This is a genomic window from Mycolicibacterium flavescens (assembly GCF_001722335.1).
Taxonomy (GTDB): Bacteria; Actinomycetota; Actinomycetes; order Mycobacteriales; family Mycobacteriaceae; genus Mycobacterium; species Mycobacterium flavescens.
On the sequence record NZ_MIHA01000005.1, the window covers coordinates 198,111 to 225,035 of the forward strand.

Sequence of the window (26,925 nt, forward strand, 5' to 3'; positions counted from 1 at the left end):
GGTATCGACCGTTCGACTGACATCGCCTCGAGGTGGGCATTGAGCTGGGGCGTTGTGCTGTGGCAGCATCTGCCCATGAACCCGGAGGACGACCCGGAGGCCCGGATCCGCCAGCTCGAGCAACCGCTGGCCAACTCGGGCGTCGAACTCGGCACCACCGACCCGGCCGCGACACCGCCGACGTCGCCGCTGCCGCCACCGGTCTACGCCGGCCCGTATCAGCCGCCCTACGACCAGTCGCCCTACGCGGCGCCGCCGTTCGGTGTCGCCTATCCGCAGGTAGCGAAGTCCGGTGTGCCGGTCGGGCTCGTCCTGGCGATGATCGGCGTGGTCGCCGTTCTGATCGTCGCGGGCATCGGCGCCGTCGTCTGGATGGTGTCGTCGTCGAACCCCGGGACCAGCGCGCGGCCGGTCGGCAGCGGGTCGTTCGACGACGTGCCGACGTGGGTGCCGCCGAGTTTCCCGTCGGTGGTGGTGCCGACCGAGCAGCCTCCGCAGGTGGCGGTGGCCCCGGCGGGCGAGAATTACAGCATCTCCGGCGTCGACAACGTGGAGACCGTCGAATGCAACGGCAGCGAGATCAGCATCAGCGGGGTCAACAACACCGTGACGCTGCTCGGCCACTGCCTGAGCGTGAACGTCTCGGGTGTCGAGAACAACGTCGAGCTCGACAGCGCCGACCGGATCAGCGCGTCGGGCTTCGACAACGAGGTGATCTACCACAGCGGCGAGCCCGAGGTCGCCGCGACGTCGCGCAATATCGTCGCGAAAGGTTAGGTCCGCCAGTCGCGGATCCGCGCCGCCAGCTCCGGGCCGCAGTCCTCCTGGACGAAGTGGCTGCCGTTGATGCGGGCGTGCGGCTGGCCGGCCGCGCCGGGGACGTGCGCGATCAGCGGGCGGTCGGCGCGGCCGAGAATCGGGTCCTTGGCGCCGAAGATGCACAGGAACGGTTTCTCCCAGCGCCCCAACGCATCCCACGCGGCGCGGTTGGCGGGTAGCGCGGGGTCGTCCTGATCGGTCGGCACCAGTGCGGGGAACGCGCGGGTGCCGGCCTGAAATCGCTTGTCGGGAAACGGGGCGTCGTATCCGGCGCGGATGCGGGCGGGGACGTCGGTGACGGTGCCGAACGCGACGATCCGCCCGGCCGGAAAAACCGGGGTGTGGCGGGCGAACGCGCGCCAGATGCGGAACGGCAGGTTCGCCTCCATCTGGCCGGCCGGCAGGAATCCGTTGGCCACCACGATGCGGGCGACGCGGTGGTCCTGTTCGGCGGCGATCCGCAGGCCGATCAGCGATCCCCAGTCCTGCACGACGATCGTCGTCTCGCGCAGATCGAGCGCCTCGAACCACGCGGTCACCCACTCGACATGGCGCAGATAGGTGTAATCCGCTGTGCGAGTGGGCTTGTCGGAGCGGCCGAAGCCGATCAGGTCGGGCGCCAGCACGCGGTGACCGGCGGCGGCCAGCGGCGGAATCATGGTGCGGTACAGGTAACTCCACGTCGGTTCACCGTGCAGAAGGACGACGGGCGGGCCGTCGGCGGGGCCTTCGTCGACGTAGTGCATGCGCACGTCTTGGGTGTCTGTCGCGGCGACGTCGACGTAGTGCGGCGCGAACGGGTAGCCCGCGAGGTTGTCGAACCGGGAGTCGGGGGTGCGCAGCACGTCCATGTGTCTGCAGCGTAGACCTGCGGGTCCCCCGATCGGAGGACATCGGATTCCTCCCCCTGATCCACCGGTTGCCCGACAGATTTCGTCGCCGCGGTGCCGCATCGTTGAGTCATCACCGGAGCACGAACTCACCGAGGAGCTAACGACATGAACACCACCACCACCACCACCACCAGCCGCATCGCCCGCATCTTCGCCGTCCCCTTCGTCGCCGCCGGACTGCTCGCCGGCGCGTTCTGCTTCTCCGCCGCAGCGCACGCCGGCACCTACTCGCCGGACCACACCCCGCGGCCGGGCATCGTCGCGACGCCCGACACCCACGCCCAGCCGGTCGGCCCCGGTACGACGCATCACCGTCACGGCTACTTCCACGTCCAGGACCTGGGCCTGCTGCCGTAGAACCCTCCACATAGAGGCCCTCCCCGGGTGGCGTATTCGGGGAGGGCCTCGCTTCGTTGCTCGCGCCGTCGTCGTCGCCGCCCCACAATCGCCGACTTCTGCGAGAGGGTCGCGATTTCACGCGATCGACGACCCTGGCGCAGAAATCGGCGCGCGACGGGCCCCCACCCGCGGCCCTCCCCACCCCGCAGTCGAGTTATCCACAACCCTGGCGTGGAAACCGCCGACCGAGTGCTTATCTGTCGGTCGTCGCAGTGACGCTCCGGCCATGTGGCAACCATTTCTCGGCCCCGAGGCGATCGCCGATGGCAGACTCACCCGCGGCCAACTCCGCTGGAACAACACCGCGATCCTGCCGCGGGTCTACGCTCCCAACGACGCCAAACCGACGGTCTACACCAATGCCGTCGCAGCCTGGCTGCACACCGGGCGCAAAGGCATCATCGCAGGCAGAGTGGCAGCCTCCCTGCACGGCGCCAAATGGGTCGACGCGTCCACGCCGGTCGAGATCATCACAACCCACACCCGCCGCCGCTCGGGCATCATCGTGCACGAGGAACGCATCGCCGACGACGAGATCACCCATGTCAACGGTCTACCCGTGACCGCCGTCGCCCGCACCGCGCTCGACCTGGGACGACACCTGCCTCGCGGTGCGGCCGTCGCGCATCTCGATGCCCTTTCACGGGCGACGGGCGTGACCGCCGATGACGCCCTCAGCCTGATCGACCGCTATCGCGGAGCGCGCGGAGTCCGACGCGCCCGCACCGCGCTCGACCTGATGGACGGCGGAGCGCAGTCACACGAGGAAACCCGCGTCCGGTTGATCCTCATCGACGCCGGACTCCCCAGACCGCGTACACAGATCAGGGTCAGCGACGGCCGCGACGAGGCCTTCCTCGACATGGGCTACGACGAACCGATGGTCGGGCTGGACTACGACGGGCTGCACCACAGCGAGGACCGACGGCAATACGTCTACGACATCGGACGGGACGCGTTCGTCGAGCGCCAGGGCTGGATCGACATCCACGTGGTCAAGGAGCACAGCCGCGCATACATCTTGCATCGGGTCTATGAAGCGTTCGCCCGGCGCGGCTGGAACCCGCCGAAATCTGCACGAGGGTCGTGAAATCGCGAAATCTACGACCCTGGCGCAGAACTCGGCGCAGAACCGCGCTCCACCGGGCGCGACGGGTCCGCGCTCCACTCCGACCACGAGCCGGGAAACAGCGCGGCGTCCACACCGTCGGCCATCAGCGCCGCGACCACCACCGCCGCCGTCACCCCGGACCCGCAGTACACCGCGACGTCTGAGCCGGGCACCTCGATGTCGGCGCGCAGGGTGCCGTCGTCAGCCAGCAGGCTGGTGCTCGGCACGTTGACCGCGCCTGGGATGTGCCCGGCGACCGGGTCGACCGGTTCGACGTCACCGCGAAACCGCTCCGGCGCCCGCGCGTCGATCAGCACCTTCTCCGATAAGGACTCCGCGGTCACGGTCGGCAGCGCGCCGGCGTACAGGTCGTCGTGCGCAACGGTCACATCACCCGGCACCGGCGTGACGGCTCCGGACTCCAGCTCACCGCGCCAGGCCGCCAACCCGCCGTCGAGGATGCGCACGTCGGGGATGCCCGCGGCGGTCAGCACCCACCACGCCCGCGCCGAGCCCGCCCGGTTCCAGTCGTCGTAGACCACGACCGGCACACCCGTGCGCACACCCCACCGCCGCGCCGCCTCCTGCAGCGCCGCACCCGACGGCAGCGGATGCCGGCCGCGACCGGTCACGCTGTGGTCGCTGAGCTCGTCGTCGAGCGAGACGTACACCGCCCCGGGCAGATGCCCCTGCTCGTAGACGGGCCGACCGTCGGGCTCGGCGAGTTGCCAGCGGACATCCAGCAGTGTCACCGGCTCACCGGCGTCGAGCATCCGGGCCAACTCCGCGGCGGTGACGAAGACGTTGGAGCGTGTCATCCCTCCGACGGTAGCGCGACCGGCACCGGATCCCACGTCAGCTCCCGCGACGTGAAGTACCAGCCGCCCCGCTCGTAGATCAGCCGGTCGTCGAAGACGCCGGTGGACCGTGGCTGACCGTCGACGAACAACAGTGCCACGCAGCGCTGGGTGGCGTGCACACCGTCGACGACGATCTCGTTGTCCGCGGTCACCAACCGTCGCGCGTCACCGCCGTCGAACGCCGCCCGCAGATCGCTGAACTCCTGACCGTCTCGCCGGTAGGTGGCTCCGGAGTGCCGGAACGTGGCGATCCAACCGGCCAGGTCGCCCGCCGCGTACAACCGGTTGTGCCGAGCCGTCAGGTTCAGGATCTCCGCCCTGGCCTGCAACCCGTCGAGCACGTACTGCTGCTGATACGTCAGCGTCATGACCCTCCTTCACCGAACCACTTCGTAGCCGTGCGCTTCCCGGTCCCACGCGCCGGGCGTCAAACCCTTCGCCCGCAGCAGATCCTTGCGGACCCGACCGACCGCGTTCTTGGGCAGTTCGTCGACGACCTCCACATACCGCGGCACACAGAAGTACGGCATCCGCGCCGAGCAGAAGTCCAGAAGATCTGCGAAATCCATTGTCAGGCCGGGCCGCAACGCGACGACCACCAGGATGTCGTCCTCGCCGAGATCGCTGGGCACCCCGACCGCGGCGGCCTCCAGGATCGCCGGGTGCTTCATCACCGTCGTCTCGACCTCGACCGACGACACGTTCTCGCCGCGCCGCCGCAGCGAGTCCTTCACCCGGTCGACGTAGGACAGCTGACCGTCCGCGCCGAGGACCCCCATGTCGCCGGTCCGGAACCACTCCGGGTGTGGCTCCACCCGCAGAGCGGCCGGGTCCACACGCACGTAGCCATCGCTGATCACCCCGGGGCGCATTGCCCGGCAACAGATCTCACCGACCACCCCCGCCGGCACCGGCCGACCGTCAGCGTCGACGATCCACACCTCGAACGCGGGGTTCACCCGGCCCGAGGCGCCCGGCACACCCGGCTCGCGAACTCCCTTGTACGCGATCGGAAACGCCTCGGTCAGCCCGTACATGGTCACCACCCGCACGGCGTACCGCTGTTCGATGCCGCGGTACATCGCCGCGTCGATCGGCGCCGCCGAGATGAACCGCAGCGGGTTGTCGCTGTCCGCCGAATCCGCCGGCTGGTTGGCGAGCATCGACACCATCGCACCTGCCCCCGCGAAACCCGCTGCGCCACAGGACCGGATGTCGTCGAGCACCTCCCCCGGGTGAAACGACGCCCGCAGCACGGTCGTCGAACCCAGCAGCAGCGGCGTGAGCACCATCGGCGCCGCGCTCAGATGGAACAGCGGCATCGCCGACCACAACACCTCCCCCGCCGCCAGCTGCCACGCATCGGCGACCGCGTCGGCCGCCGAGAACAGGTACCGCCACGTCGTGGCCACGGCTTTCGACGGGCCGGTGGTGCCCGACGTGAAGAACAGCACGCCGACCTGATCGGCGCCGGGCGGGTCGAGCGGCCTCGAAAAGCGCTGCGCACCGGGCGAACCGTCGAGGGTCACCACCGTGTCCAACGTGTCCACGTCCGCGGCGATGTCGGCGACCCGCGGTTCGTGCTCGGCGTCGGTCAGCACCACCTTGGCCCGCGCCACCCGCAGTGCGTGCGACAGGAACTCCCCTTTGTTGGCGACGTTGACCGCGGCACTGATCGCGCCGATGTGCGCGGCGCCCAGCCAGAAGTACACCCACTCCGGGCAGGTCCGCGCGAACAACGCCACCGTCTCGCCGCGCTGCACACCCAACTCGACGAGCGTGGCAGCGGCCGCCCCCGCGCGGTCGCGCATCTGCGCGAATGTCACCGGGGTCTGGTCGACGACCATCATCACCCGATCGGGATGCTCGGCCGCACGTCGGTCGAGAAGCGTTGCGACGTCGGCTGTCTCGACCATCAGACCCCGTTTTCGGGTCCCTCGGTGTAGCCGAAGTCGTCGGGCCGCGGCTCGGCACCGGGATAGAAGCGGTGCGCCCACCGGCGCAGCGCGGCGTAGTCGCGGGCCTCCTCGGGCGCCAGGTTCGGCTTCTCCAGGTACTTCATGTTCTCCCAGGTGAAGAAGTCCTGCTTGATGACCTCCTGCTGCAGCTGGATGAACCGCGCCGCGCGCCCGCTCGGGACGTCGCCGGTGTCGCCGGGCTCACGGATCGAGGCCTGGGTGTAGAAGTAGTCGGTGTAGTCCTCGTCGACCGGGGTCTGCCCGGTGACCTGGACGGTGGCCAGCAGCTCGGACGGGAACCGGACGAAGCCGAGCCCCAGCGAGAAGTTGTCGTAGATGATCTTGGCGTCGACCGGCCCGTTCGGCGTCAGCCAGGTCTTGGGCCGCCCGCCGCCGAAGTTCGCGTTGACCGTGGCGTGCAGCCGGTAGCCGTTCACCTCGAAGTCGGCGGTGTGGGCCGCCCGGTCGGCCTTGTGCACGTACTGCACGTGGTACGGGTCGGCGGCGTTCTCGATGATCATCTGCGCGTGCACCTTGACCCGGTTGACCATCCGGCTGTGCGGGTGCAGCGGGTAGTACTCGTCGGTCTCGAGTTCGGGGATCGCCGGCGGATGCCAGTAGGGCGGCCGGCCGTGGCGCTCGTGCCACACCAGGATGAAGCCGTACCACTGCATGCACGGGTAGGCCCGCACGCGCACATTCTGCTTGCAGCCGATCTTGCTGTACGGGATCAGCACATTGGCCCCGTCGCCGTTCCAGTGCCACCCGTGCCAGGGGCACACCAGGTGCTCATCCTCGACGGTGCCGCCGACGGCCATGTTCGCGCCCAGGTGCTGGCAGTACGCGTCGAGCACCTGCAGCCGGCCCGACCGGGTCCGGAACAGCACGAGTTCCTCACCGAAGTAGTGCAGTCGCTTGACATCGCCGGGCGCGACGTCGGAGTCGAACCCGACGATGAACCAGCCGGTCGGGAACCGGTACGTCGACAGCGTGATGCCGGATCCGAACTCGCGATCGGACGGGTCCACGGCGGGTTCCGGGTGTGTCTGCGTCATCGGCCCTCCGTCCCGGATGTTAGTGATGCTTTCCTACCATGTAAGTGCCACAAACACAACGGAAACGGCCCGAGTCGAATCGTGGCTTGTCGCATCGGAAATCCCGTGATCGCCGACAGGACACTGTGCATGGTGTCCGCGTTCAGTAGACTGTCGCCATGCCGACCCGCGCCGCACGCATCCAGCAGGTGGGGCCCGAGCGTGAGGGTGTCCGGGACCGGTTACTCAAAGCGGCCCACGAACTGTTCACCGACCTCGGTTACCGGGCGACCACCACCAAGGAGATCGCCGCCCGGGCGCAGGTCGCCGAACTGACCCTGTTCCGCCACTTCGGTTCGAAGGTCGAGGTGTTCGAGGCCAGCGTCCTCGCGCCGCTGAAGTCCTACATCGAGCAGTGGAGCCGCTCCTGGGTCGACTTCTCCACCGAGGCGTCGCTCGAGGAGATGGCGACCCGTCTGGTCGAGGGGCTCTACCCGCTGATCCGCCAAGACCACCGGATCTTCCAGGAGCTCATCGCCGCGCGTTCGGACCCCCGCAGCGACCTCTACCCGGCCGCGGTCTCGGTCAGCGCCGAACTACGCAAGGGTCTGCGCGCGGTGCACGACGCGTCGTTCGACGTGGCCAACAAGTACGGCATTCCCGGCGACGACAAGCCGGCCACCATCGGCGCGGTCGCGGCGATGGTCATCGGATCGGTGGTGCTCGAGGACTGGGTGTACCCCGCCCAACGTCGCATCCCCGGCCGCGAGCGGATGGTAAAGGAGCTCATCCGCCTCATCATCGACGGCACCACCCACCGCGAGAAGCCCTGACTCGGACGTGAGTGTCACTTACCGTAGAAGTGAGTGACACTGACATCGAAGCGGCCGTTCTATTGCAATCGGCGAGCCGGCCTGCCTACCATCGGGTTCGACGCGCCGATGCGGAGGCAGGCCGAATGTCAACCGTCAGCAGCGCGGATCGTGACTGGGACAACGTTCTTCGCGGCTTCGAGCGCTGGCACTACCAGCGCTGGCCCGGCGCGCACGACGTCGTGGTCCGCATGGCCTCAGAGACCGATGCCGTCCGCACCAACGGCTTCTCCAGCGAGAGCGCGCTGATCGAGGTCTCCTGGCGCACTTCTGAGGGCGAGCACTCCCAGGGCGCCGTCCTGCGACTGCCGCCCGCCGGCGCGGGCGTGTTCCCCACCTACGACCTCGTTCGCCAGGCCCGCACCATGGAGCTGGCCCGCAAGCACGGCATCCCCGCCCCCGAGGTCTTCGCCGTCGAGGAGGATCCGTCGTACGTCGGCGCACCGTTTCTCGCCATGGACCTGGTGCCGGGTCGCATCCCCGCCGACGAGGCGCCGCAGTACTGCGTCGCGGGCTGGCTGTACGAGGCCGGCCCGGACCGGCAGCGCGAGTTCTACCTTGACTTCCACGACCGGCTCGCCGACATCGGCGCCGTCGCCGACACCGACGGCGCCCTGGACTTCCTGCACCGACCCCAGGGTCCGGGACTGGCCGGTGAACTCGCCTGGTGGCTCGACTACCTCGACTGGGCCACCGACGGTTCGCCGCCCGCCGAGATGGCCGAGGTGGCCGACTGGCTGCGCGGCCACCTGCCGGCGCCCGCCGCACCCGACGCGCTCATCTGGGGCGACGCCCGCTTCGGCAACATGATCGTCGACGACGACTTCCATGTGCGGGCGGTCCTGGACTGGGAGATGGCCGGCGTCGGCCCGGCGGAAGTCGACCTCGGCTGGTCGTTCGCGATCCGCCGCTCGATCCAGCTGGGCAACGGCTTGCCGCTCGACGCCGAACTCCCCGGCTTCCCCGACCGCGCTCAGACCCTCGACCGCTACGCGCAGCGCCTCGGGCGTCCACTCCAATCCCTGGACTGGTACGAGGTTTTCGCGATGCTGCGGATGGGCGCGGTGCTCAAGTCGCTGTCGCGGCTGCTGACCGAGCGCGGCATCACCGACCACATCGTCCACACCATCCCGCCGCTGCAGGACTGGATCTACGACCTGATGGAAGGGCGCACGTGACCTACACCGGACCGCTGGTGCCCGCCGACGATCACCTCAACCACCAGATCGCCGACACATTCGCGACCGTCGCGCAGACCGACCGGGCGTGGACCGAGAAGGTCGCCGCTTCGGCCTACAGCACCGACGGTGACCTGCACATGTTCTTCGGGTGCGGCAAGTACACCAACCGCGGGGTGATCGACGCGTTCGGCGGGGTCAGCCGCGGCACCGACCAGTGGACGGTACGCGCGAGCCGGGAGCTGTCCCCGGTGGTCGACTCGGTGTCGGTCGGGCCGCTGCACTACGAGATCGTCGAACCGATGAAGCAGGTCCGGTTCGCGCTCGACGAGAACGACATCGTGCCGATCAGCTTCGAGTGGACCTTCACCAAGGTGGTCCCGCCGGTGATGGAGAACCGGGAGCAACACCGGTCGCTCGGCGGCACCCGGCTGGACGCCGACTTGGTCCGCTACCACCAGATCGGTACGGCCACCGGCTGGGTCGAGGTCGACGGCCACCGCACCGAGTTCGACGACCGGACGTGGGTGTCCACCCGCGACCACTCCTGGGGGGTGCGGTATTTCGTCGGCCAGCCCCTCACCGACATCCCGCCGCCACCGCACCCCGGCGACGCGGCGAACCACATGATCTGGATGCCTGCGCTGATGCGCAACAGCGACGGGTCGCAGTACGGTTTGCACCTGTACTACCAGGCCAGCACGTCGGAGGCGGTGGGGTCCTCGCTGCAGGTGCAGGGTGGGATCGAATACCCCGACGGCCGGCGCGACGCCGTGATCGGCGCCGTCCCCGACCTGACGTACCAACCCGACAACCGCCGCCTCCTCGGCGGCACCATCACGCTGACGCTGGCCGGCGGTGAGACTCGCGAGATCACCGTCAAGCCGATGTCGGACACCGGTTTTCATCTCGGCACCGGGCTGTACTTCGGATTCGAGGGCGACATCCACGGGGTGTGGCACGGACCGCTGCACGTCACCGGCGAGCACATCGCCGACTGCGACGACCCCGCGGTGGCGCGCCGCATCCATCAACTCCGCGACTGCGTGGTCGAGGTCGTCGACCACGCCACGGGCGCGCGCGGCCGCGGCAACGCCCAGACGATGGTGATCGGCGCACCGGCCGGCCTCGGGATGGACGCCGAGTCGTCGTTCCTATGACATCGTGAGCGGAAATGCCTGTCCGACAGGAACTGTCGTGTCCAGGTACAGGACCGAGTATCGCCGCGTGGTGAACACCCAGCCGTCGCCGTCGCGGCGCAGCTCGTCCTCGTAGAGCGCGCGCACCTCCATCGCCGGGATCCCGGGCGGTGCGCCCTCGGCGGCGCGGCCCACCTCGTGGACCGTCGACCGGCTCGTCGCCGTATCGCCGTCGACGTGCACCACGATGTTCGCGGCGGTGAACACGAAGAAGTCCAATCGCGCGATTTCACCGCTCAATTCGGCGACGATCGCGTCGCGTCCGGAGACGCGGCGGTCGATCGGCGGCCCGACGATCCACACCGCGTCGGGGGCGTACATCGCCCCGTACGCCGCGGAGTCCCGACGGGTGACCGCGTCGGCGTATCCCTCGATGACGCGGCGCACCGCGAGCTCGTCGTGCATGACCCACCTTCCGTTACAGGGCGATCCAGACGTTCTTCGGGCGGGTGAACTCGCGGATGCCGTCGCGGCCGCCGATCCGGCCGAAGCCGCTCTGCTTGACCCCGCCGAACGGCATCGACGGCGGTATCCCGAAAAACCCGTTCACCCAGATATTTCCGGCCTGCAGCTGTGCGGCCACCCGGTGGGTGCGCTGCAGATCCGAACTCCAGATGTAGGCGGCCAGGCCGTAGGGGGTGTCGTTGGCCAGCCGCACCGCGTCCTCGGTGTCGGAGAACCGCATGATCGACAGCACCGGTCCGAACACCTCGTTCTGCGCCAGATGCGAACCGTTGTCGACGTCGGCGAACACCGTCGGCGCGATGAAGTAGCCGTCTGCGTAGTCACCGTCCAGTCGCGTGCCGCCGGTGACCAGCCGCGACTCGCCGCGCGCCCGCTCGACCACGCCCATGATCCGGTCGGCGGCCGTCGCGCTGACCACCGGGCCCATCACGGTCTGCGGGTCCAGCGGATCGCCCACCTGGACATGGTCGAGGAAGCTCGCGGTCATCTGCACGACGTCGTCGTACACGGAGTCTTCGACGATCAACCGCGTTCCGCACAGACATGTCTGGCCGGACAGCTGGACCAGTCCCCCGACTGCCTGCTGCACGGCGGCGGGCAGATCGGCGTCGGCGAACACCAGGTTCGCGCTCTTGCCGCCCAGCTCCAGCGACACCGGGGTCAGGTTCTGCTGTGCGCCGGCCAGCACGTGGCGCGCGGTGAGACCGCTGCCGGTGAAGTGCAGCTTGTCGATGCCTGGGTGCCGGGTCAACGCCTCGCCGGCCTCCGGCCCGCCGGGCACCACGTTGAGGACCCCCGGCGGAAATCCGGCCTGCGCCACCAGTTCCCCGAACCGCAGGCTGGTCCACGGCGTCAACTCGGGCGGTTTGAGCACCACGCAGTTGCCCGCGGTCAGCGCAGGCGCCACCACCATGCCGATCGACGCCAGCGGCCCGTTCCACGGAATGATCACGCCGACAACGCCGTACGGCTCTTCGGTGCTGTAGTCCAGCGCGGGCACCGGCCAGCTGGGCTCCACCGCGCCGCCGACCTTGTCCGCCCAGCCCGCGTTGTACTCGAACAGGTCCGCGGTGACCGCCGGGTTGTGCGTGGCGAGCATGAGTGGCATGCCGTTCTCGACGACGCTCATCAGCGCCAGTTCCTCGGCGTTCTCGCGCAGGAGTTCGGCGACCCGCCACAACAGCCGTCGCCGCTGATCGCGCGGCAGCGCCGTCCACACCGGCACGGCGGCGCGCGCGGCCTGCACGGCGCGGTCGACCTCCTGCGCGCCGGCCAGCGGGAACTCCCGGGTGGTCTGACCGGTGGCCGCGTAGCGGTGCTGCAGGGTGCCGCCGGAACTGGTCGTCAAGCGGTCTTCGCCGATCAGCAGCGCCGGGTCGGGCAGGACATCGACGGGCGGGGTTGTCATCGGCACGGTCGGCTACCCCGTGAACTCGATGGGAAGGTGCTCGAAGACGTTCATGTTCAGCGTCAGGTTCGGGTGGGTGACCGTCGGCTCACCGACCGTGAATGACGCCGGCCGGGTGAGGATCTCATCGAGGGCGGCACGGATCTCGGCCCGGGCCAGCATCGCGCCCAGACAATAGTGCGGGCCGCCGCCGCCGAACGTCACGTGGGGGTTGTCCGACCTCGTGATGTCGAACCGGAACGGGTCGGCGAACACGTCCTCGTCACGATTGGCCGACGCCAGGATCGACATCACCCGCGCCCCGGCGGGGATCGGCTCGCCGTCGATCTCGATGTCGGTTTTGGCCCCGCGCACCCAGAACGCCACCGGCGAGGTCCACCGCAGCACCTCCTCGACGGCCGAGGAGCGCACCGACTCGTCCTCGCGGTAGCGCGCCAGCTGGTCCGGGTTGTCCTCGAACGCGCGCAGGCAGGCCGTCAGCGCGTTCTTCGTGGTGTCGGCGCCGGCCAAACCGAGGATGAAGAAGAAGATTTCGAGCTCGTTCTCCTCGAGCGCATATCTGGTGCCATCATCGTCGGTGGCGGTCGCCGTGGTCAGCGCGCTCCAGATGTCGTCGGTGGGGTTCTTGCGTTTCTCGGCCGTGAGATTCATGGCGTACTCGAAGATCTGCATGTAGATCGCGGGCTCGTCCTCGGGCGCGACGCCGGAGTTGGGCGCCTTGGTCATGAGGATGTCGTCGAGCAGTGTGAAGATCCGCGGCCGGTCCTCCTGGGGGATGCCGACGATGTCGCCGATCACCGTCATCGGCAACAGACCGGCCACCTGGGTGACCCAGTCCCCGCCGCCGGCGTCGTACAGTTCGTCGACCATCTTCTTGGCCCGCCGCCGGATGCCTTCCTCCAGCTTGGCGACGGCCCGCGGGGTGAACGCACCGCTGAGGATCTTGCGCCGCCGGTTCACGTCGGGCGGGTCCATGTTGATGATGCTCGGGAACGCGGAGAAGGTCTCCAGCGGCTGGATGAGCGGGCCTTCCGAGGCGGTGAAGCTCTCGGTGTCGCGGTGCAGCCGCAGGCAGTGCTCGTGTTTGGTGGTGACCCAGAACTCGCGCTTGACCTGCTCGGCCACCCGGTCGTTGGACGGGTGGTGGAACACCGGCGTTTCCCGACGCAGCCGGGTGAACAGCTCGTGCGGGAATCCGTTGGCCCACAGCGCCGGATCGGACAGGTCGACAGTCGCGGTCGTCATGCGCTGACCTCCTCGTCGAACACGATGACGCCGCGAACGTTGCGGTCCCGGCGCAGATCCTCGTAGCCCTCGTTGATCTGGTCGAGGGAGTAGGTGGTGGTGATCATCTCGTCGAGCTTGAGCTGGCCGGACCCGTAGAGCTCCAACAGCATCGGGACGTCCGAGCGCGGGTTCATCGACCCGAGGATCGTGCCCGCCAGGGTCTTGTTCATCAGCGTGAAGTCCTGCACGTTGAAGTCGATCGACGTCAGCGTCTGCGACGACATCCCGGTGATCACGCACGTTCCGCCCTTGCGCGTCAACGCCAGTCCGGCGGCCGGGGTGTCGTGCTGCACCAGCGACGGCGCCAGGACGACGGCGTCGGCCATCACCCCGCGGGTGAGGTCGCGCACCAGTTCGACGGCCTCGTCCGCGGACGCCGCGGTGTGGGTGGCGCCGAACTCGAGTGCCGATTGCCGTTTGAACTCGCTGGGGTCGACGGCGACGATCTGCGCCGCACCGCGGATCCGGGCGGCCTGCACCGCGCACATCCCGATGCCGCCGCATCCGATCACCACCGCGGTGTCCCCGCCGCGCACGTTCGCCCGGTTGGCCATCGACCCGAAACCGGTCGGCACCGCGCAGGCCACCAGCGCGGCCGCGCGCAACGGGATGTCGGGATCGATCTTCACCAGCGACGTCTCGGCCACCACGGTGTGCTCGGCGAACGCGCCGACCTTGGACAGATGTCCGAGCCCCTGACCGGACAGCGTGTGGTGGCGGAATGTGCCGTCGGTCGGCATGCCCGGCACCATCGTCAACGAACCGCTGTCGCACAGATACTGTGCGCCCGACGCGCACCAGCGGCACCGCCCGCAGGTGGAGACAAACGACATCACGACGTGGTCGCCGGGCTCGAGATCCGTGACGCCGTCCCCGACTTCGACCACGACACCCGAACCCTCGTGACCGCCGATGAGCGGGAACATCTCCGGCATGCCCATCGCCTTCATGACGTCGTTGGGCGCCGAGAGGTCACCGGTGAGAATGTGCTCGTCGGAGTGGCACATCCCGGCGGCGGCGTTGCGGACGAGCACCTCACCGGCCCGCGGTGAGTCCAGCTCGAATTCCTCGACTGACCAGGGCTTACCGACTCCGTGCAGGATGGCGCCTCGTGTCCGCATCCGACCACCGTTCTCTCACGCGGACACTCAGGGCGCCGCTGTAGGTGTCACTTACACAGTATGTGTGTGACACTCACAGCAGGCAAGGGATTCGGAAAATCAGACGGTGGCGGCGACCGGCGGGCCGATCTCATCGGTGAGGGTGTCGATCACCCGGGCCAGCTCGTCGACGATCCAACTGTCGCTGCGCCGCCGGTACACCTCGAGCAGCGACCGGTAGTGCCAGAGGTGTTCGTGCGGGTCGTCGGTGCTGAAGCGCTGCCACACCGGGTCGCCGTAGCGCCGGTAGTCACGCAGGATGGCGCGGGCGTTGTCGAGCTTGTCGGCCATCGACACGCGAATCGCGCTGTCGGAAACCGTGTTCAGGTGCGCGATGTAGTTCTCTTTGCGCTCCCGCCACGGCGGCTTGGGGGTGATGACGGTGTCGCTGCACTCCTCGACGATGCCCGCCACCTCGGCGCCGAAGCGGTCGTCGATGTCGGCCAGCGTCGCCTCGCCGCCCTGGTCCTCGGCGGCGTCGTGCAGAAGCGCCGCGATCGCCTCGGTCTCGGTGCCGTCGGCCTCGATCACCAGCCCGGCGACCGACAGCAGGTGCCCGATGTAGGGCACGTCGCTGGCCTTGCGGGTCTGGGTGCGGTGCAGTTCGGCGGCGTAGCCGAGCGCCTCCTGAAACTTCGGGCCCAGTCGCGGTGTCGTCATCTCACCTGCCTACTCCGCCGACGGCGCGGGATCGAGCATCACGACGCGGTCGTCGTGCCACCGGTAGCGCACGGTCGACTCGTCAGGCGTCTTGTACGTGAGCACGACGGTGTCGTCGCTGCTGGCGTCGGCGTCCAGCGACGTGAAACCGTGCGCCTTGGCCGTGCCGGTGCCGACGAACTCGCCGTGGTGGAACATCAGCGCCTGGACCGGGGAGCTGCCGGTCGCGCCCTCGACGGTCACCAGGATCGTCGACAGCGTCGCGCACGGGTCGTAGTTGCTCGCGACCGGCGTCGGGTCCCACTTGGCGCCGGTCAGCGGTTCGAACGGCAGCTGGGCGAACGCGAACCGGATGGCGGCGGGCTCGTCGGGACCGCCGCAGTTCTGCGCGGCGGCGGCCGGGCTCGCGATCACCGACAGGCCGGTCAGCGCGGCAGCGGTCGTCGCGGCGAACCATCGGTTCATGTGTCCCGGCTTCCCGCGGCGGGTGCTGGACAAACGTCCCTCACGTCGGACCGACCTCCTATGGTGAACGGTGATGGCGCTTCATATTCATCGCGCGGAGCGCACCGACCTGCTGGCCGACGGCCTGGGTGCGCTGCTCGCGAGCCCGCTGGCCGACCCGTTCGCCGAGGAACTGGTCATCGTGCCGGCCAAGGGCGTCGAGCGGTGGTTGAGCCAGCGCCTGAGCCACGTCCTGGGCCGCGGCACCGGCGCCGACGGGGTGTGCGCGGGGATCGCGTTCCGCAACCCGCGCTCGCTGATCGCCGAACTCACCGGAACCGAGCGTGACGACCCGTGGTCGCCCGACGCGATGGTGTGGCCGCTGATGGAGGTCATCGACGCGCACTGTTCGCAGCCGTGGTGCACGCCGCTGGCGGTTCATCTCGGCCACTTCGAGGCCGGCGACGAGAAGGAACTGCGGCAGGGCAGGCGCTACGCGGTGGCTCGGAGGCTGGCCGGATTGTTCGCCTCCTATGCGCGTCAACGGCCCGGTCTGCTGATCGACTGGGAGAACGGCGACGACGGCGACGTTGCTCCCGACCTGAACTGGCAGCCGCCGCTGTGGCGTGCGCTGATCGAGCGTATCGACGCCGACACCCCGCACATCCGCCACGCCAAAACCCTTACCAGACTTGCCGAGTCGCCGACAAACCTGCCGCAGCGGCTGTCGCTTTTCGGCTACACGCGACTGCCCAGCACCGAGGTCGAACTGCTCGACGCGCTGGCCACCCACCACGACCTGCACCTGTGGCTGCCGCACCCCAGCGACGACCTGTGGCGAAAGCTCGCGGACACCCACGGCCAGATCCCGCGCCGCACCGACACCAGCCACCGCGAGGTCGGCCACCCGCTGCTGGCCACGCTCGGCCGCGACCTTCGCGAACTGCAGCGCACCCTTCCCGCCGACGCGCGGACCGATGAGTATCTCGGCGGCCGCGACCACCCGGACACCCTGCTCGGCTGGTTGCAGTCCGACATCACCGCCAACGAGGTCCGCCGCGAAGGCCGGGTCCACGACCGGAAAGACCGCTCGGTGCAGGTGCACTGCTGCCACGGGCCGGCCCGCCAGATCGACGTGCTGCGTGAGGTCCTGCTCGGCCTGCTCGCCGACGACCCCACCCTCGAACCGCGCGACATCCTCGTCATGTGCCCCGATATCGAGACCTACGCACCGCTGATCGTCGCGGGTTTCGGTCTCGGCGACATGATCAACGGCGTGCACCCGGCGCACCAGTTGCGGGTGCGTCTCGCCGACCGCTCGCTGGTGCAGACCAACCCGCTGCTCGGCGTCGCGGCGCAACTGCTCACGCTGGCCGGCGGGCGCGCCACCGCCAGCGAGGTGCTCAACCTCGCGCAGGCCGCGCCGGTGCGCGCCCGGTTCGGGTTCACCGACGACAACCTCGAAGACATCACCCGCTGGGTGCGCCAGGCCAACATCCGCTGGGGCTTCGACACCGAGCACCGCCGGCCCTACGGCGTCGACTTCATCCAGAACACGTGGCGGTTCGGCATCGACCGGGTGCTGGCCGGGGTGGCCATGTCCGACGACTCGCACGCCTGGATCGACACCACGCTGCCCCTCGACGACGTCAGCAGCAACCGGGTGGACCTGGCCGGTCAGCTCGCCGAGTACGTCGAACGGCTGCGGCGCTCGGTCGAATCCCTCACCGGCGCAAAGCCTCTCGCAGACTGGCTGGCGGCGCTGACCGACAGCGTCGCGCTGCTGACCCGGGTGGATGACGACGACGTCTGGCAGCGCGCGCAACTGGAACGCGAGTTCGCCGAGGTGCTCGCCACCGCCGGCCCGCGCGCCGACACGCTGATGCGGCTGTCCGATGTGCGCGCCCTGCTGGACCGCCACCTCGCGGGCCGCCCGACGCGGGCCAATTTCCGCACCGGCACGCTGACCGTCTGCACGATGGTGCCGATGCGGTCGGTGCCGCACCGGGTGGTGTGCCTCGTCGGCCTCGACGACGGTGTGTTCCCGCGCATCGGGATCGTCGACGGTGACGACGCGCTGGCCCGCGAACCGATGACCGGCGAGCGCGACATCCGTTCCGAGGACCGGCAGTTGCTGCTCGACGCGATCGGCGCCGCGACCGAGACGCTGGTGATCACCTACACCGGCGCCAACGAGTACACCGGCCAGGAGCGCCCGCCCGCGGTGCCGCTGGCCGAACTGCTCGACACCCTCGACCGGACGACCGACGCGCCGGTGCGTGACGACGTCGTCGTCGAACACCCGCTGCAACCGTTCGACGACCGCAATGTGCTGCCCGGCAAGCTGATTCCCGACAAACCGTTCACCTTCGACTCGACCGTCGTGCACGCCGCCCGGGCCCGCGCCGGTGACCGCGGCCCGCGGCCCGGCTTCGTGTCGGGCATGCTGCCCGCTCCCCCGCCCGACGACGTGGTGCTCGCCGACCTCGTCTCGTTCTTCCGCGATCCGGTCAAGGGGTTCTTCCGGGCGCTCGAGTACACGCTGCCGTGGGAGGTCGACGGCGTCGACGACGCGATGCCGGTGGAGATCGACGCGCTCGAGGAGTGGACGGTCGGTGACCGCATGCTCGGGGACATGTTGCGCGGCATGTCCTCCGAGGAGGCCCGGAACGCCGAGTGGCGCCGAGGCACCCTGCCGCCGGGCAACCTCGGGTGGCGGCGGGCCAAGGACATCTGCGAGCGGGCCACGCTGATCGCCGAGGCCGCCCGGCCGTACCGAGGTGAGCGTGCGGGCGCGGTCGACGTCGACGTCGAGATCGGCGGTGGCCGTCGCGTCACCGGAACCGTCGGCCCGGTCTACGGGGACCGGTTGATGTCGGTCACCTACTCCAAGCTCGACGGCCGTCATCTGCTGCAGCCGTGGATTCCGTTGCTGGCGTTGCACGCTCACGACCCGGGCCGACTGTGGAAGGCGGTCTGCATCGGGCGCCCGCGCCGCGGCAACGATCCGCGTGTCGAGGTGATCGGCCGCCCGCACGAACAGGCCCGCGCGCTGCTCGCCGACCTGGTCGCAATGTACGACGAGGGCCGCCGTCATCCGCTGCCGCTGCCGGTCAAGACGTCGTACGCCTGGGCCGAGGCCGTGCACGGTCACGGCGATCCCGAACAGCGCGCCGGATACCGGTGGCGCTCCGGCAACTACCCCGGCGAAGAGGAAGAACCGGCGTACCGGCAGGCCTTCGGCGAACGCACGTGGCTCAAGCACCTCGTCGACCGCGGACTGGACACCTACGCAGGCCGGTTGTGGCTGCCGATGCTGCGGGCGCTGGAGAGCTGATGGAACCGTTCGATCTGTCGGGGGATCTGCCCGCGCCCCGCACCACCACGGTGCTGGAGGCCAGCGCGGGCACCGGAAAGACGTTCGCGCTGGCGGGTCTGGTCACCCGCTACCTCGCGGAGGGCGTCGCGACGCTCGACCAGATGCTGCTGATCACGTTCAGCCGCGCCGCCAGCCAGGAGCTGCGCGACCGCGTGCGCCGCCAGATCGTCGACGCCGTACAGGCATTCGGAGACCCGGCCGGCGTCGAGACCAACGAGATCATCGACTACCTGCGCCGCGGTTCCCCCGAGGAGATCGAGGTGCGCGAACGCAACCTGCGCGACGCGCTGGCCGCGTTCGACGCCGCCACGATCGCCACCACCCACCAGTTCTGCCAGCTGGTGCTGCGGTCACTGGGCGTGGCCGGCGACAGCGACTCCGGGGTCACGCTGGTCGAGAGCCTCGACGAGCTGGTCACCGAGATCGTCGACGACCTGTACCTGCACCACTTCGGCCGCCAGCGCGACGACCCGCTGCTGACCTATCCCGACGCGCTGCGGCTCGCCAAAGAGGTCGTGAAGAACCCGGCCACCGAGCTGCGGCCCGCCGACCCAGAACCGGAGTCACGCGCCGCCGTGTGCCTCCGGTTCGCCAAAGACGTTCTCGCCGAACTGGAGAAGCGCAAACGCCAGCGGGGAATTCTGGGCTACGACGATCTGCTGAGCCGACTGGCCGACGCGCTGGCCGCCGACGGCTCGGCAGCGCAGGTGCGGATGCCGCAGCGCTGGCCGATCGTGATGGTCGACGAGTTCCAGGACACCGATCCCGTGCAGTGGCAGGTGATCGACCGCGCGTTCACCGGGCGCTCCACGCTGATCCTGATCGGCGACCCCAAACAGGCGATCTACGCGTTCCGCGGCGGCGACATCGTCACGTATCTGAGCGCGGCGTCCAAGGCCGACGTGCAGAAGACGCTGGCGACCAACTGGCGCAGCGACGCGGCGCTGGTCAACCGGCTGCAGGCGGTGCTGCGCGGCGCGCAACTGGGTCACTCGAAGATCGTCGTGCACGATGTCGCCGCCAAGCACACCGGCTCCCGGCTGGCCGGCGCCCCGTGCACCGATCCGTTCCGCCTGCGGGTGGTGCGCCGGGAGACGTTGGGGCGCAGCGGAACCGGTGTCATCCCGATCGACCAGCTGCGCACCCACATTCCGCGTGACCTGGCCGCCGACGTCGCGTTACTGCTGGATTCTGACGCCACGTTCGACGGCCGGCCGCTCGGGGCGGGCGACATCGCGGTGATCGTGGAGACCCACAAGGATGCCCGCGCCTGCTACCGCGCGCTGTGCGACGCCGGGATCCCCGCCGTCTACACCGGCGACTCGGACGTGTTCACCTCCGACGCCGCCAAGGACTGGCTGGCGCTGCTCGAGGCTTTCGACCAGCCGCACCGGCCCGGCGTGGTGCGCGCGGCCGCCGCGACGATGTTCTTCGGTGAGACCGCCGCAACGCTGGTCGCCGGCGGTGACGAGCTGACCGACCGCATCGCGGAGACGTTGCGCGAGTGGGCCAGTCACGCCCGCGAGCGCGGTGTCGCGGCGATCTTCGAGGCCGCGCAGCTGGCCGGCATGAGCGACCGCGTGCTGGGCTGGCAGAACGGGGAGCGGCAGATGACCGACCTCGCGCACATGACCCAGCTGTTGCAGGAGGCCGCACACCGCGAGCACTTCACGTTGCCCGCGCTACGCGACTGGCTGCGCGCCCAGTGTGAGGAGGGCAGCGGCACCGCCGAACGGTTCCGCCGCCTCGACAACGACGCCGCCGCGGTGCAGGTGATGACGGTGTTCGTCGCCAAGGGCCTGCAGTTCCCGGTGGTCTACCTGCCGTTCGCGTTCAACCGGCACGTCCGCGAACCCGAGATCGTGCTGTACCACGAGGGCGAGACCCGCTGTTTGCACATCGGCGGCAACGACAGCCCGGACTTCCACGCGGTGTCCAAACTCGGCCGCCAGGAGGACGCCAGCGACGACAGTCGGCTGATGTACGTGGCGATGACGCGCGCACAGTCGCAACTGGTGACGTGGTGGGCGCCCGCCCACGGCGAACCCCACGGCGGCCTGTCGCGGCTGCTGCGCGGTCGACGGCCCGGTGAGGCGATGGTGCCCGATACCGTTGCGCCGTTGCGGGTTTCCGACGACGACGCGATGGCACGGCTACAGGAGTGGGCGGCGATCGGTGGCCCGTCGCTCGAGGACTCGGTGCCGCGACCGATACCCGCGCGCCCGCGGGTGTCCGAGTCCGGGGACTTCGACGTCCGGCACTTCCACCGGCCCATCGACGCGGCCTGGCGGCGCACGTCGTACAGCGGGCTGATCCGCGCCGTCGAGGCGACACCGGTCAGCAGCGAACCCGAGGTGGTCGAACTCGACGACGAGGTCGCCGAGATCGCGTTGACCTCGCAGACCGCCGGCGCCGATGTGCCCTCGCCGATGGCCGACCTGCCCACCGGGGCGAAGTTCGGCACGCTGGTGCACGCGGTGCTCGAGGACGCCGACCCGTTCGCCACCGACCTGGCCGCCGAACTGGAGGCCCGGATCCGTGAGCACGCCGTGTGGTGGCCCGTCGACGTCTCAGCGGAGGAGTTGGCGGCGGCGCTCGTGCCGTTGCACGACACGCCCCTCGGGCCGCTGGCCGACGGGGTGACGCTGCGGCAGATCGGGCTGGAGGACCGGATGCGGGAGATGGAGTTCGAGTTCCCGCTGGCCGGTGGGGATCTGCGGACTTCGGCGCCCGACATCCGGCTGGCGCACGTCGGGGCGCTGCTGCGTGAGCACCTCGATGTCGGGGACCCGATGCGGGTGTACGCCGACCGGTTGGCCGAGGCGGGCCTGGGAACGCAGTCGCTGAAGGGCTACCTGTCGGGATCGGTGGACGCGGTGCTGCGCGTCCCCGATGATTCTGGCGGGCGCTATCTCGTCGTCGACTACAAGACCAACTGGCTGGGTGACCCGGCGCGGCCGCTGACCGCCGCCGACTACGCGCGGCCGCGGCTCGTCGAGGCGATGCTGCACTCGGACTACCCGCTGCAGGCCCTGCTGTACAGCGTTGTGCTGCACCGGTTCTTGCGCTGGCGGCTGCCGGGCTATGACCCGTCGCAGCATCTGGGTGGGGTGCTGTACCTGTATTTGCGCGGCATGTGCGGTGCGGACACTCCGGTGGTCGACGGCGATCCGGCGGGGGTGTTCAGTTGGCGGCCGCCCGCGGCGTTGATCACCGCGCTGTCGGATCTGCTCGACGCGGGACGGGCGGCGGCATGACGAGCCTGGAGTGGCGGCGGTCGGTCAGCGCGACGGGTCTGCTGCGGACGTTCACCGACGCCGAGGTGCTCGATGCCGCCGATGTGCATGTCGCGCAACGGCTCTGCGAGATGGCGAAGGCACCCGACGATGTCGTCGCGTTGGCGGTGGCGTTGACGGTGCGAGCGCTGCGCAACGGGTCGGTGTGCGTGGACCTCGCGGCGATCGAGGAGCAGGTCGCAGTCGAGGGGTTGCCGTGGCCGGCGCTGGACGAGTGGCGGGCGGCCGTCGTCGCGCATCCGTTGTCGGGTACGCCGCCTGCGCTGCGCCTCGACGGGGACCTGCTGTACCTCGACCGGTACTGGCTCGAGGAACAGCAGGTGTGCGACGACATCCTGGCGATGGTGGCGGCCAGGCCCGTCGCGGCGGCCCCGGACGTCGACCGGTTGTTCCCGCCGGGCTTCGAGGAGCAGCGGGCGGCGGCGGAACGCGCGCTGGCGCAGGGTTTGACGGTGCTCACCGGCGGACCCGGCACCGGTAAGACGACGACGGTGGCGCGACTGTTGGCGTTGCTGGCCAGCGGGACCCAGTTGCGGATCGCGCTGGCGGCGCCGACCGGCAAGGCGGCGGCGCGGCTGCAGGAGGCGGTGCAACTGGAGGTCGACAAGCTCGGCGCGGCCGACCGGGAGGCGTTGTCCGGGATGCACGCGACGACGATGCACCGGCTGCTGGGCAGCCTGCCGGAAACGTCCGCGCGGTTCCGGCACCACCGGGGAAACCGGTTGCCGCACGACGTGATCGTCGTCGACGAGACGTCGATGGTGTCGCTGACGATGATGGCGCGACTGCTCGAAGCGGTGCGCCCCGACGCCCGGCTGGTGCTGGTCGGCGACCCGGACCAGTTGGCGTCGGTGGAGGCCGGCGCGGTCCTGGCAGATCTGGTCGACGGGCTGGGCGCCGACCGGATCGCGCAGCTGACGACGTCGCACCGGTTCGGCGAGTCGATCGGCGCGCTGGCCACCGCGATCCGCTCGGGTGATGCGGACGGGGTGGTCGAGGTGCTGCGCGCCGGCGGTGAGCACATCTCGTGGATCGACACCGAGACGCCGGCCGAGGAGCTGCGCAAGGTGGTGCTGCCGCAGGCGGTCGGGTTGCGGCAGGCGGCGCTGCTCGGCGACCACGAGGCGGCGCTGGCGATGCTGGCCGAACATCGGCTGCTGTGCGCGCACCGGCGCGGCCCGTTCGGGGTGCGGTACTGGAACCATCAGGTCGAGCGGTGGCTGGCCGAGGCGACCGGCGAGCCGATCTGGTCGGCCTGGTACGCCGGGCGTCCGATCCTGGTGACCGCCAACGACTATGGGCTCGGACTGTACAACGGCGACACCGGGGTGACCGTGGTGCGCGGCGGCGTGCTGCGCGCGGTGATCGCCGGCACGCAGCGCTACGAGTTCGCGACCAGCAGGCTCGCCGATGTCGACACCATGCACGCGATGACGATCCACAAGTCCCAAGGCAGCCAGGCCGACGAGGTGACCGTGCTGCTGCCGCCCGAGGATTCGCGACTGCTCTCGCGGGAGCTGTTCTACACGGCGGTCACCCGCGCCAAGCGCCGCATCCGGGTGGTCGGCCCGGAGGCGTCGGTGCGTGCGGCGGTCGCCCGCCGGGTGGTGAGGGCCTCGGGCCTGGCCCGCCGCCTCCGCCTTTCCTAGCCGCGCGAACGTGGGTTACCCGCACGTCTTCGGCGACTTTTGCGTGCGGGTAATCCACGTTCGGCGGGGACTCAGGCGATGTTTAAGCCCACGTGGGGACCGGGCACTCTCGTGCGGCGATTGTGGCGCAGTACACACCACCGGGTGGACGGAGCGAGCAATGAGCACGGAGAACCGGGTCAAACCGACCGACGTCGACAAGGCCCTGCTCGGCAGCGCCACATACCGAAGTCTCGGCGAGCAGAAACTCTCGCCGCAGGAGGAACGCTTCGAGAAGGGCCGCCGCACCATCGGCCTGTTCCTCGCCCCGCTGCTGACCGTCGTGTTCCTGGTCCTGCCGATCGACATCCCCCGCGAACAGCAGGTGCTGGCCGCCGTACTGCTCGGCGTGATCGCGCTGTGGATCAGCGAAGCGGTGCCGATCCCGATCGGCGGCCTGCTCGGCGTCGCGATCGCGGTCTTCCTCGGGGTGGCCCCGGTCGACGACGTGCTCGGCCCGTTCGGCTCGTCGACGGTCTTCACCTTCATCGGCGCGTTCATCCTCGCCCAGGCAATGCTCAAACACGGCCTGGCCCGCCGCTTCGCGTTCCGGATCCTCTCGCTGCCGCGCGTCGGCCGCTCCACCACCGGCGTCATCATCGCGTTCGGCGCGATCACCTGCCTGCTGTCGGCGTTCGTCTCCAACACCGCGACCGTCGCCATGCTGTTGCCGACGGCCATCGGCATCCTGTCCGTCGTCGCCAAACTGCTGCAGCAGCGCGGCGACGTCGAACCCGACTTCGACCCGCGACGCCTGCGCGTCGGCACCGCACTGATGCTGATGCTCGCCTACGGCGCCAGCGTCGGCGGCCTACTGACCCCGGTGGGCAGCCCGCCGAACCTGATCGGCCGCGGCCTGATCGAAGAGGCCACCGGCGAGCGGATCAGCTTCGGCCAGTGGATGGTGATGGCGGTCCCGATCTGCGCGGTGATGTTCGCACTGCTCACGCTCATCCTCCTGCGGCTCAACCGGCCCGAGATCAAGCAGATCGAAGGCGTCACCGAGTACGTCGCCAGCGAACGCGAGAAACTCGGAAACCTCTCCCGCGCCGAGAAGAACACGCTGATCGCGTTCGGCATCACCGTGGCTCTGTGGATCCTGCCCGGCATCTTCGCGCTGATCACCGGCACCGAGTCGAGCACCTACGAGTTCGTCAGCGACCGGTTGGACGAGGGCGTGGTCGCGGTGTTCGGCGCGTCCCTGCTGTTCCTGCTGCCCACCGACTGGAAGTCCCGCGAGTTCACCCTGCGTTGGAAGGACGCCGCCGAAATCGACTGGGGCACCATCATTCTGTTCGGCACCGGCATCATCTTCGGGTCGCTGATCTCGTCGACCGGGCTGGCCGAGACCATCGGCACCTCGGTCAACGACGCGCTAGGCCTCTCCAGCGTCATCCCGATCACGATCTTCGCGGTGATCCTGGCCATCGTCGTGTCCGAGACGACGAGCAACACCGCGTCGGCGGCCGTCGTCGTCCCGATCGTGATCCCGGTGGCCGTGGCCGCGGGCGTCAACCCGTTCGTGCCCGCGCTGGCGGCGACGTTCGCCGCGTCGTTCGGGTTCATGCTGCCGGTGTCCACACCGCAGAACGCGATCGTCTACGGTTCAGGCGTGGTACCGATCACCAAGATGATCCGTTCCGGTATCAGCTTCGACATCGCCGGCGCCATCCTCATCATCATTCTGCTGCCGATGATGATCAGCCTGCTCGGGTTGGGCGCATGACGGTGCCCGATGCTCTTCGCGCAAGCGGCTCATCGTCAATCGCGGTCATCCCCGGCGACGGTATCGGCACCGAGGTCATCACGTCGGCGCGCGCGGTGCTCGACGCGGTCGCGCGCAAGCACGGTATCTCGTTGTCCTACACCGAGTTCGACTGGTCGTGCCAGCGATACCAGCAAGAGGGCGCGATGATGCCCGCCGACGGGATCGAGACGCTGAGCGGGTTCGACGCGATCCTCCTCGGCGCGGTCGGCTGGCCGGGGGTGCCGGACCACGTGTCGCTGTGGGGACTGTTGATCCCGATCCGCCGGGCCTTCCGCCAGTACGTCAACCTGCGGCCGATCCGGGTGTACGACGGCGTCGAAAGCCCTTTGCGCACACCGGGTGAGGTCGACTTCGTCGTCGTCCGGGAGAACGTCGAGGGCGAGTACAGCGAGATCGGTGGACGGCTCAACCGCGGCTTCCCCGACGAGATGGCGGTGCAGGAGTCGGTGTTCACCCGCGTCGGGGTGAGCCGCATCGCGGACTTCGCGTTCGAGCTCGCCCGCAGCCGGCGCGGCTACGTGACCTCGGCGACGAAGTCGAACGGCATCGTGCACACGCTGCCGTTCTGGGACGAGGTGGTCGCCGAGCGGGCCGCGGCGTTCCCCGACGTCCGGTTCGACAGTGAGCACATCGACGCGCTCGCAGCGAAATTCGTGCTGCAGCCGCAGCGCTTCGACGTCGTCGTGGGCTCGAACCTGTTCGGCGACATCCTGTCCGACCTCGCGGCCGCGGTCGCCGGGTCCATCGGGATCGCACCGTCGGCGAACCTCGACCCGACCAAGCAGTACCCGTCGATGTTCGAACCGGTGCACGGGTCGGCGCCCGACATCGCCGACCAGGGTATCGCCAACCCGATCGGCGCCGTGTGGTCGGCGGCGCTGATGCTCGACCACCTCGGGCACCCGCAGGCCGCCGCCGAGGTGATGGCCGCGATCGAGGCCACGCTGGCCGACCCCGAGACCCGCACCGGCGACCTCGGTGGCCGCGCGAAGACGACCCAGGTGACCGACGCGCTCGTCGCGCATCTCTCCTAGGCCGCGAAGCGCG

22 protein-coding genes are annotated in these 26,925 nt (G+C 69.5%); 11 read left to right on the top strand and 11 right to left on the bottom strand.

The genetic code is table 11. From position 1 onward, the window contains the following. The first annotated feature begins 75 nt into the window (after window positions 1–75). Window positions 76–777: a DUF3060 domain-containing protein gene (locus BHQ18_RS08905; RefSeq protein ID WP_084293981.1), complete on the top strand. Its 702-nt coding sequence runs from the start codon at window positions 76–78 to the stop codon at window positions 775–777. Here the strand turns inward: BHQ18_RS08905 and BHQ18_RS08910 are convergent. Then, window positions 774–1,670: a haloalkane dehalogenase gene (locus tag BHQ18_RS08910; RefSeq protein WP_069413219.1), complete on the bottom strand. Its 897-nt coding sequence runs from the start codon at window positions 1,668–1,670 to the stop codon at window positions 774–776. The two genes, BHQ18_RS08905 and BHQ18_RS08910, sit on opposite strands and share 4 nt — an antisense overlap. Before the next feature lie 147 nt (window positions 1,671–1,817). On the opposite strand from BHQ18_RS08910, the gene BHQ18_RS08915 reads away from it, so the two are divergent. Both BHQ18_RS08915 and BHQ18_RS08920 read left to right on the top strand, forming a co-directional pair. Next, on the top strand, window positions 1,818–2,069 hold the full coding sequence (locus BHQ18_RS08915; protein WP_069413220.1) for a hypothetical protein: 252 nt from the start codon (window positions 1,818–1,820) through the stop codon (window positions 2,067–2,069). 268 nt (window positions 2,070–2,337) lie between these two features. Continuing rightward, a complete protein-coding gene (locus tag BHQ18_RS08920) occupies window positions 2,338–3,201 on the top strand; it encodes a type IV toxin-antitoxin system AbiEi family antitoxin (RefSeq protein WP_069413221.1) in 864 nt (287 codons plus the stop codon). A gap of 11 nt (window positions 3,202–3,212) precedes the next feature. Here the strand turns inward: BHQ18_RS08920 and BHQ18_RS08925 are convergent, their stop codons facing one another. Genes BHQ18_RS08925 through BHQ18_RS08940 form a run of 4 tightly spaced genes read right to left on the bottom strand, consistent with a single transcriptional unit; the run spans window position 3,213 to window position 7,095 of the window. Then, a complete protein-coding gene (locus BHQ18_RS08925) occupies window positions 3,213–4,040 on the bottom strand; it encodes a sulfurtransferase (RefSeq protein ID WP_069413222.1) in 828 nt (275 codons plus the stop codon). Continuing rightward, window positions 4,037–4,450 (bottom strand): nuclear transport factor 2 family protein, encoded by a 414-nt coding sequence (locus BHQ18_RS08930; protein WP_069413223.1) that lies wholly within the window; start codon window positions 4,448–4,450, stop codon window positions 4,037–4,039. The genes BHQ18_RS08925 and BHQ18_RS08930 overlap by 4 nt, the downstream gene beginning before the upstream one ends. A 9-nt stretch (window positions 4,451–4,459) precedes the next feature. Next, complete coding sequence (locus tag BHQ18_RS08935; RefSeq protein ID WP_069413224.1) at window positions 4,460–5,998, bottom strand: AMP-binding protein; 1,539 nt, start codon at window positions 5,996–5,998, stop codon at window positions 4,460–4,462. Beyond that, the gene (locus BHQ18_RS08940; protein WP_069413225.1) at window positions 5,998–7,095 is read right to left on the bottom strand and encodes a Rieske 2Fe-2S domain-containing protein; all 1,098 of its coding nucleotides are present in this window, start codon (window positions 7,093–7,095) and stop codon (window positions 5,998–6,000) included. Before BHQ18_RS08940 ends, BHQ18_RS08935 begins: the two co-directional genes overlap by 1 nt. Before the next feature lie 158 nt (window positions 7,096–7,253). Here BHQ18_RS08940 and BHQ18_RS08945 point away from each other — a divergent pair, with 158 nt between their 5' ends. The 3 genes from BHQ18_RS08945 to BHQ18_RS08955 all read left to right on the top strand — a co-directional run bounded on the left by BHQ18_RS08945 (window position 7,254) and on the right by BHQ18_RS08955 (window position 10,284). Next, entirely contained in the window at window positions 7,254–7,907 is a 654-nt protein-coding gene (locus tag BHQ18_RS08945) for a TetR/AcrR family transcriptional regulator (RefSeq protein ID WP_084293959.1), read from the top strand. A 125-nt stretch (window positions 7,908–8,032) separates the two neighbouring features. Continuing rightward, a complete protein-coding gene (locus BHQ18_RS08950) occupies window positions 8,033–9,124 on the top strand; it encodes a phosphotransferase family protein (protein ID WP_069413226.1) in 1,092 nt (363 codons plus the stop codon). After that, the gene (locus BHQ18_RS08955; protein ID WP_069413227.1) at window positions 9,121–10,284 is read left to right on the top strand and encodes an Rv3169 family protein; all 1,164 of its coding nucleotides are present in this window, start codon (window positions 9,121–9,123) and stop codon (window positions 10,282–10,284) included. Before BHQ18_RS08950 ends, BHQ18_RS08955 begins: the two co-directional genes overlap by 4 nt. Here BHQ18_RS08955 and BHQ18_RS08960 read toward each other — a convergent pair. The 6 genes from BHQ18_RS08960 to BHQ18_RS08985 all read right to left on the bottom strand — a co-directional run bounded on the left by BHQ18_RS08960 (window position 10,279) and on the right by BHQ18_RS08985 (window position 15,768). After that, window positions 10,279–10,728: a nuclear transport factor 2 family protein gene (locus tag BHQ18_RS08960; RefSeq protein WP_069413228.1), complete on the bottom strand. Its 450-nt coding sequence runs from the start codon at window positions 10,726–10,728 to the stop codon at window positions 10,279–10,281. The genes BHQ18_RS08955 and BHQ18_RS08960 overlap by 6 nt on opposite strands. Window positions 10,729–10,741: 13 nt before the next feature. Beyond that, window positions 10,742–12,196 carry an aldehyde dehydrogenase family protein gene (locus BHQ18_RS08965; RefSeq protein WP_069413229.1) on the bottom strand — a complete coding sequence of 485 codons (1,455 nt, stop codon included), beginning with the start codon at window positions 12,194–12,196 and terminating at the stop codon, window positions 10,742–10,744. Between the two features lie 12 nt (window positions 12,197–12,208). Beyond that, a complete protein-coding gene (locus tag BHQ18_RS08970) occupies window positions 12,209–13,441 on the bottom strand; it encodes a cytochrome P450 (protein ID WP_069413230.1) in 1,233 nt (410 codons plus the stop codon). Continuing rightward, window positions 13,438–14,604 carry an NDMA-dependent alcohol dehydrogenase gene (locus tag BHQ18_RS08975; protein ID WP_069413231.1) on the bottom strand — a complete coding sequence of 389 codons (1,167 nt, stop codon included), beginning with the start codon at window positions 14,602–14,604 and terminating at the stop codon, window positions 13,438–13,440. The genes BHQ18_RS08970 and BHQ18_RS08975 overlap by 4 nt, the downstream gene beginning before the upstream one ends. A gap of 99 nt (window positions 14,605–14,703) precedes the next feature. Continuing rightward, the gene (locus tag BHQ18_RS08980) at window positions 14,704–15,303 is read right to left on the bottom strand and encodes an HD domain-containing protein (protein ID WP_069413232.1); all 600 of its coding nucleotides are present in this window, start codon (window positions 15,301–15,303) and stop codon (window positions 14,704–14,706) included. Between the two features lie 9 nt (window positions 15,304–15,312). Further along, window positions 15,313–15,768: an LppP/LprE family lipoprotein gene (locus BHQ18_RS08985; protein ID WP_069413233.1), complete on the bottom strand. Its 456-nt coding sequence runs from the start codon at window positions 15,766–15,768 to the stop codon at window positions 15,313–15,315. A 73-nt stretch (window positions 15,769–15,841) separates the two neighbouring features. Here BHQ18_RS08985 and recC point away from each other — a divergent pair, with 73 nt between their 5' ends. From recC to BHQ18_RS09010, 5 genes are all read left to right on the top strand, one after another. Beyond that, on the top strand, window positions 15,842–19,084 hold the full coding sequence (recC, locus tag BHQ18_RS08990) for an exodeoxyribonuclease V subunit gamma (protein ID WP_069413234.1): 3,243 nt from the start codon (window positions 15,842–15,844) through the stop codon (window positions 19,082–19,084). Next, window positions 19,084–22,383, top strand: a complete 3,300-nt coding sequence (recB, locus tag BHQ18_RS08995) for an exodeoxyribonuclease V subunit beta (protein WP_069413235.1) — start codon at window positions 19,084–19,086, stop codon at window positions 22,381–22,383. Before recC ends, recB begins: the two co-directional genes overlap by 1 nt. Then, the gene (gene recD / locus BHQ18_RS09000) at window positions 22,380–24,071 is read left to right on the top strand and encodes an exodeoxyribonuclease V subunit alpha (RefSeq protein ID WP_069413236.1); all 1,692 of its coding nucleotides are present in this window, start codon (window positions 22,380–22,382) and stop codon (window positions 24,069–24,071) included. The genes recB and recD overlap by 4 nt, the downstream gene beginning before the upstream one ends. Window positions 24,072–24,231: 160 nt before the next feature. Further along, entirely contained in the window at window positions 24,232–25,836 is a 1,605-nt protein-coding gene (locus BHQ18_RS09005; protein ID WP_069413237.1) for an SLC13 family permease, read from the top strand. Beyond that, a complete protein-coding gene (locus tag BHQ18_RS09010; RefSeq protein WP_069413238.1) occupies window positions 25,833–26,912 on the top strand; it encodes a tartrate dehydrogenase in 1,080 nt (359 codons plus the stop codon). The genes BHQ18_RS09005 and BHQ18_RS09010 overlap by 4 nt, the downstream gene beginning before the upstream one ends. Window positions 26,913–26,925: the final 13 nt, after the last annotated feature.

Bases quoted from the DNA above. Each gene is read 5' to 3' on its own strand.
- BHQ18_RS08905 (WP_084293981.1), top strand. From the start codon at position 76: ATGAACCCGGAGGACGACCCGGAGGCCCGGATCCGCCAGCTCGAGCAA.
- BHQ18_RS08910 (WP_069413219.1), bottom strand. From the start codon at position 1,670: ATGGACGTGCTGCGCACCCCCGACTCCCGGTTCGACAACCTCGCGGGC.
- BHQ18_RS08915 (WP_069413220.1), top strand. From the start codon at position 1,818: ATGAACACCACCACCACCACCACCACCAGCCGCATCGCCCGCATCTTC.
- BHQ18_RS08920 (WP_069413221.1), top strand. From the start codon at position 2,338: ATGTGGCAACCATTTCTCGGCCCCGAGGCGATCGCCGATGGCAGACTC.
- BHQ18_RS08925 (WP_069413222.1), bottom strand. From the start codon at position 4,040: ATGACACGCTCCAACGTCTTCGTCACCGCCGCGGAGTTGGCCCGGATG.
- BHQ18_RS08930 (WP_069413223.1), bottom strand. From the start codon at position 4,450: ATGACGCTGACGTATCAGCAGCAGTACGTGCTCGACGGGTTGCAGGCC.
- BHQ18_RS08935 (WP_069413224.1), bottom strand. From the start codon at position 5,998: ATGGTCGAGACAGCCGACGTCGCAACGCTTCTCGACCGACGTGCGGCC.
- BHQ18_RS08940 (WP_069413225.1), bottom strand. From the start codon at position 7,095: ATGACGCAGACACACCCGGAACCCGCCGTGGACCCGTCCGATCGCGAG.
- BHQ18_RS08945 (WP_084293959.1), top strand. From the start codon at position 7,254: ATGCCGACCCGCGCCGCACGCATCCAGCAGGTGGGGCCCGAGCGTGAG.
- BHQ18_RS08950 (WP_069413226.1), top strand. From the start codon at position 8,033: ATGTCAACCGTCAGCAGCGCGGATCGTGACTGGGACAACGTTCTTCGC.
- BHQ18_RS08960 (WP_069413228.1), bottom strand. From the start codon at position 10,728: ATGCACGACGAGCTCGCGGTGCGCCGCGTCATCGAGGGATACGCCGAC.
- BHQ18_RS08965 (WP_069413229.1), bottom strand. From the start codon at position 12,196: ATGACAACCCCGCCCGTCGATGTCCTGCCCGACCCGGCGCTGCTGATC.
- BHQ18_RS08970 (WP_069413230.1), bottom strand. From the start codon at position 13,441: ATGACGACCGCGACTGTCGACCTGTCCGATCCGGCGCTGTGGGCCAAC.
- BHQ18_RS08975 (WP_069413231.1), bottom strand. From the start codon at position 14,604: ATGCGGACACGAGGCGCCATCCTGCACGGAGTCGGTAAGCCCTGGTCA.
- BHQ18_RS08980 (WP_069413232.1), bottom strand. From the start codon at position 15,303: ATGACGACACCGCGACTGGGCCCGAAGTTTCAGGAGGCGCTCGGCTAC.
- BHQ18_RS08985 (WP_069413233.1), bottom strand. From the start codon at position 15,768: ATGAACCGATGGTTCGCCGCGACGACCGCTGCCGCGCTGACCGGCCTG.
- recC (WP_069413234.1), top strand. From the start codon at position 15,842: ATGGCGCTTCATATTCATCGCGCGGAGCGCACCGACCTGCTGGCCGAC.
- recB (WP_069413235.1), top strand. From the start codon at position 19,084: ATGGAACCGTTCGATCTGTCGGGGGATCTGCCCGCGCCCCGCACCACC.
- recD (WP_069413236.1), top strand. From the start codon at position 22,380: ATGACGAGCCTGGAGTGGCGGCGGTCGGTCAGCGCGACGGGTCTGCTG.
- BHQ18_RS09005 (WP_069413237.1), top strand. From the start codon at position 24,232: ATGAGCACGGAGAACCGGGTCAAACCGACCGACGTCGACAAGGCCCTG.
- BHQ18_RS09010 (WP_069413238.1), top strand. From the start codon at position 25,833: ATGACGGTGCCCGATGCTCTTCGCGCAAGCGGCTCATCGTCAATCGCG.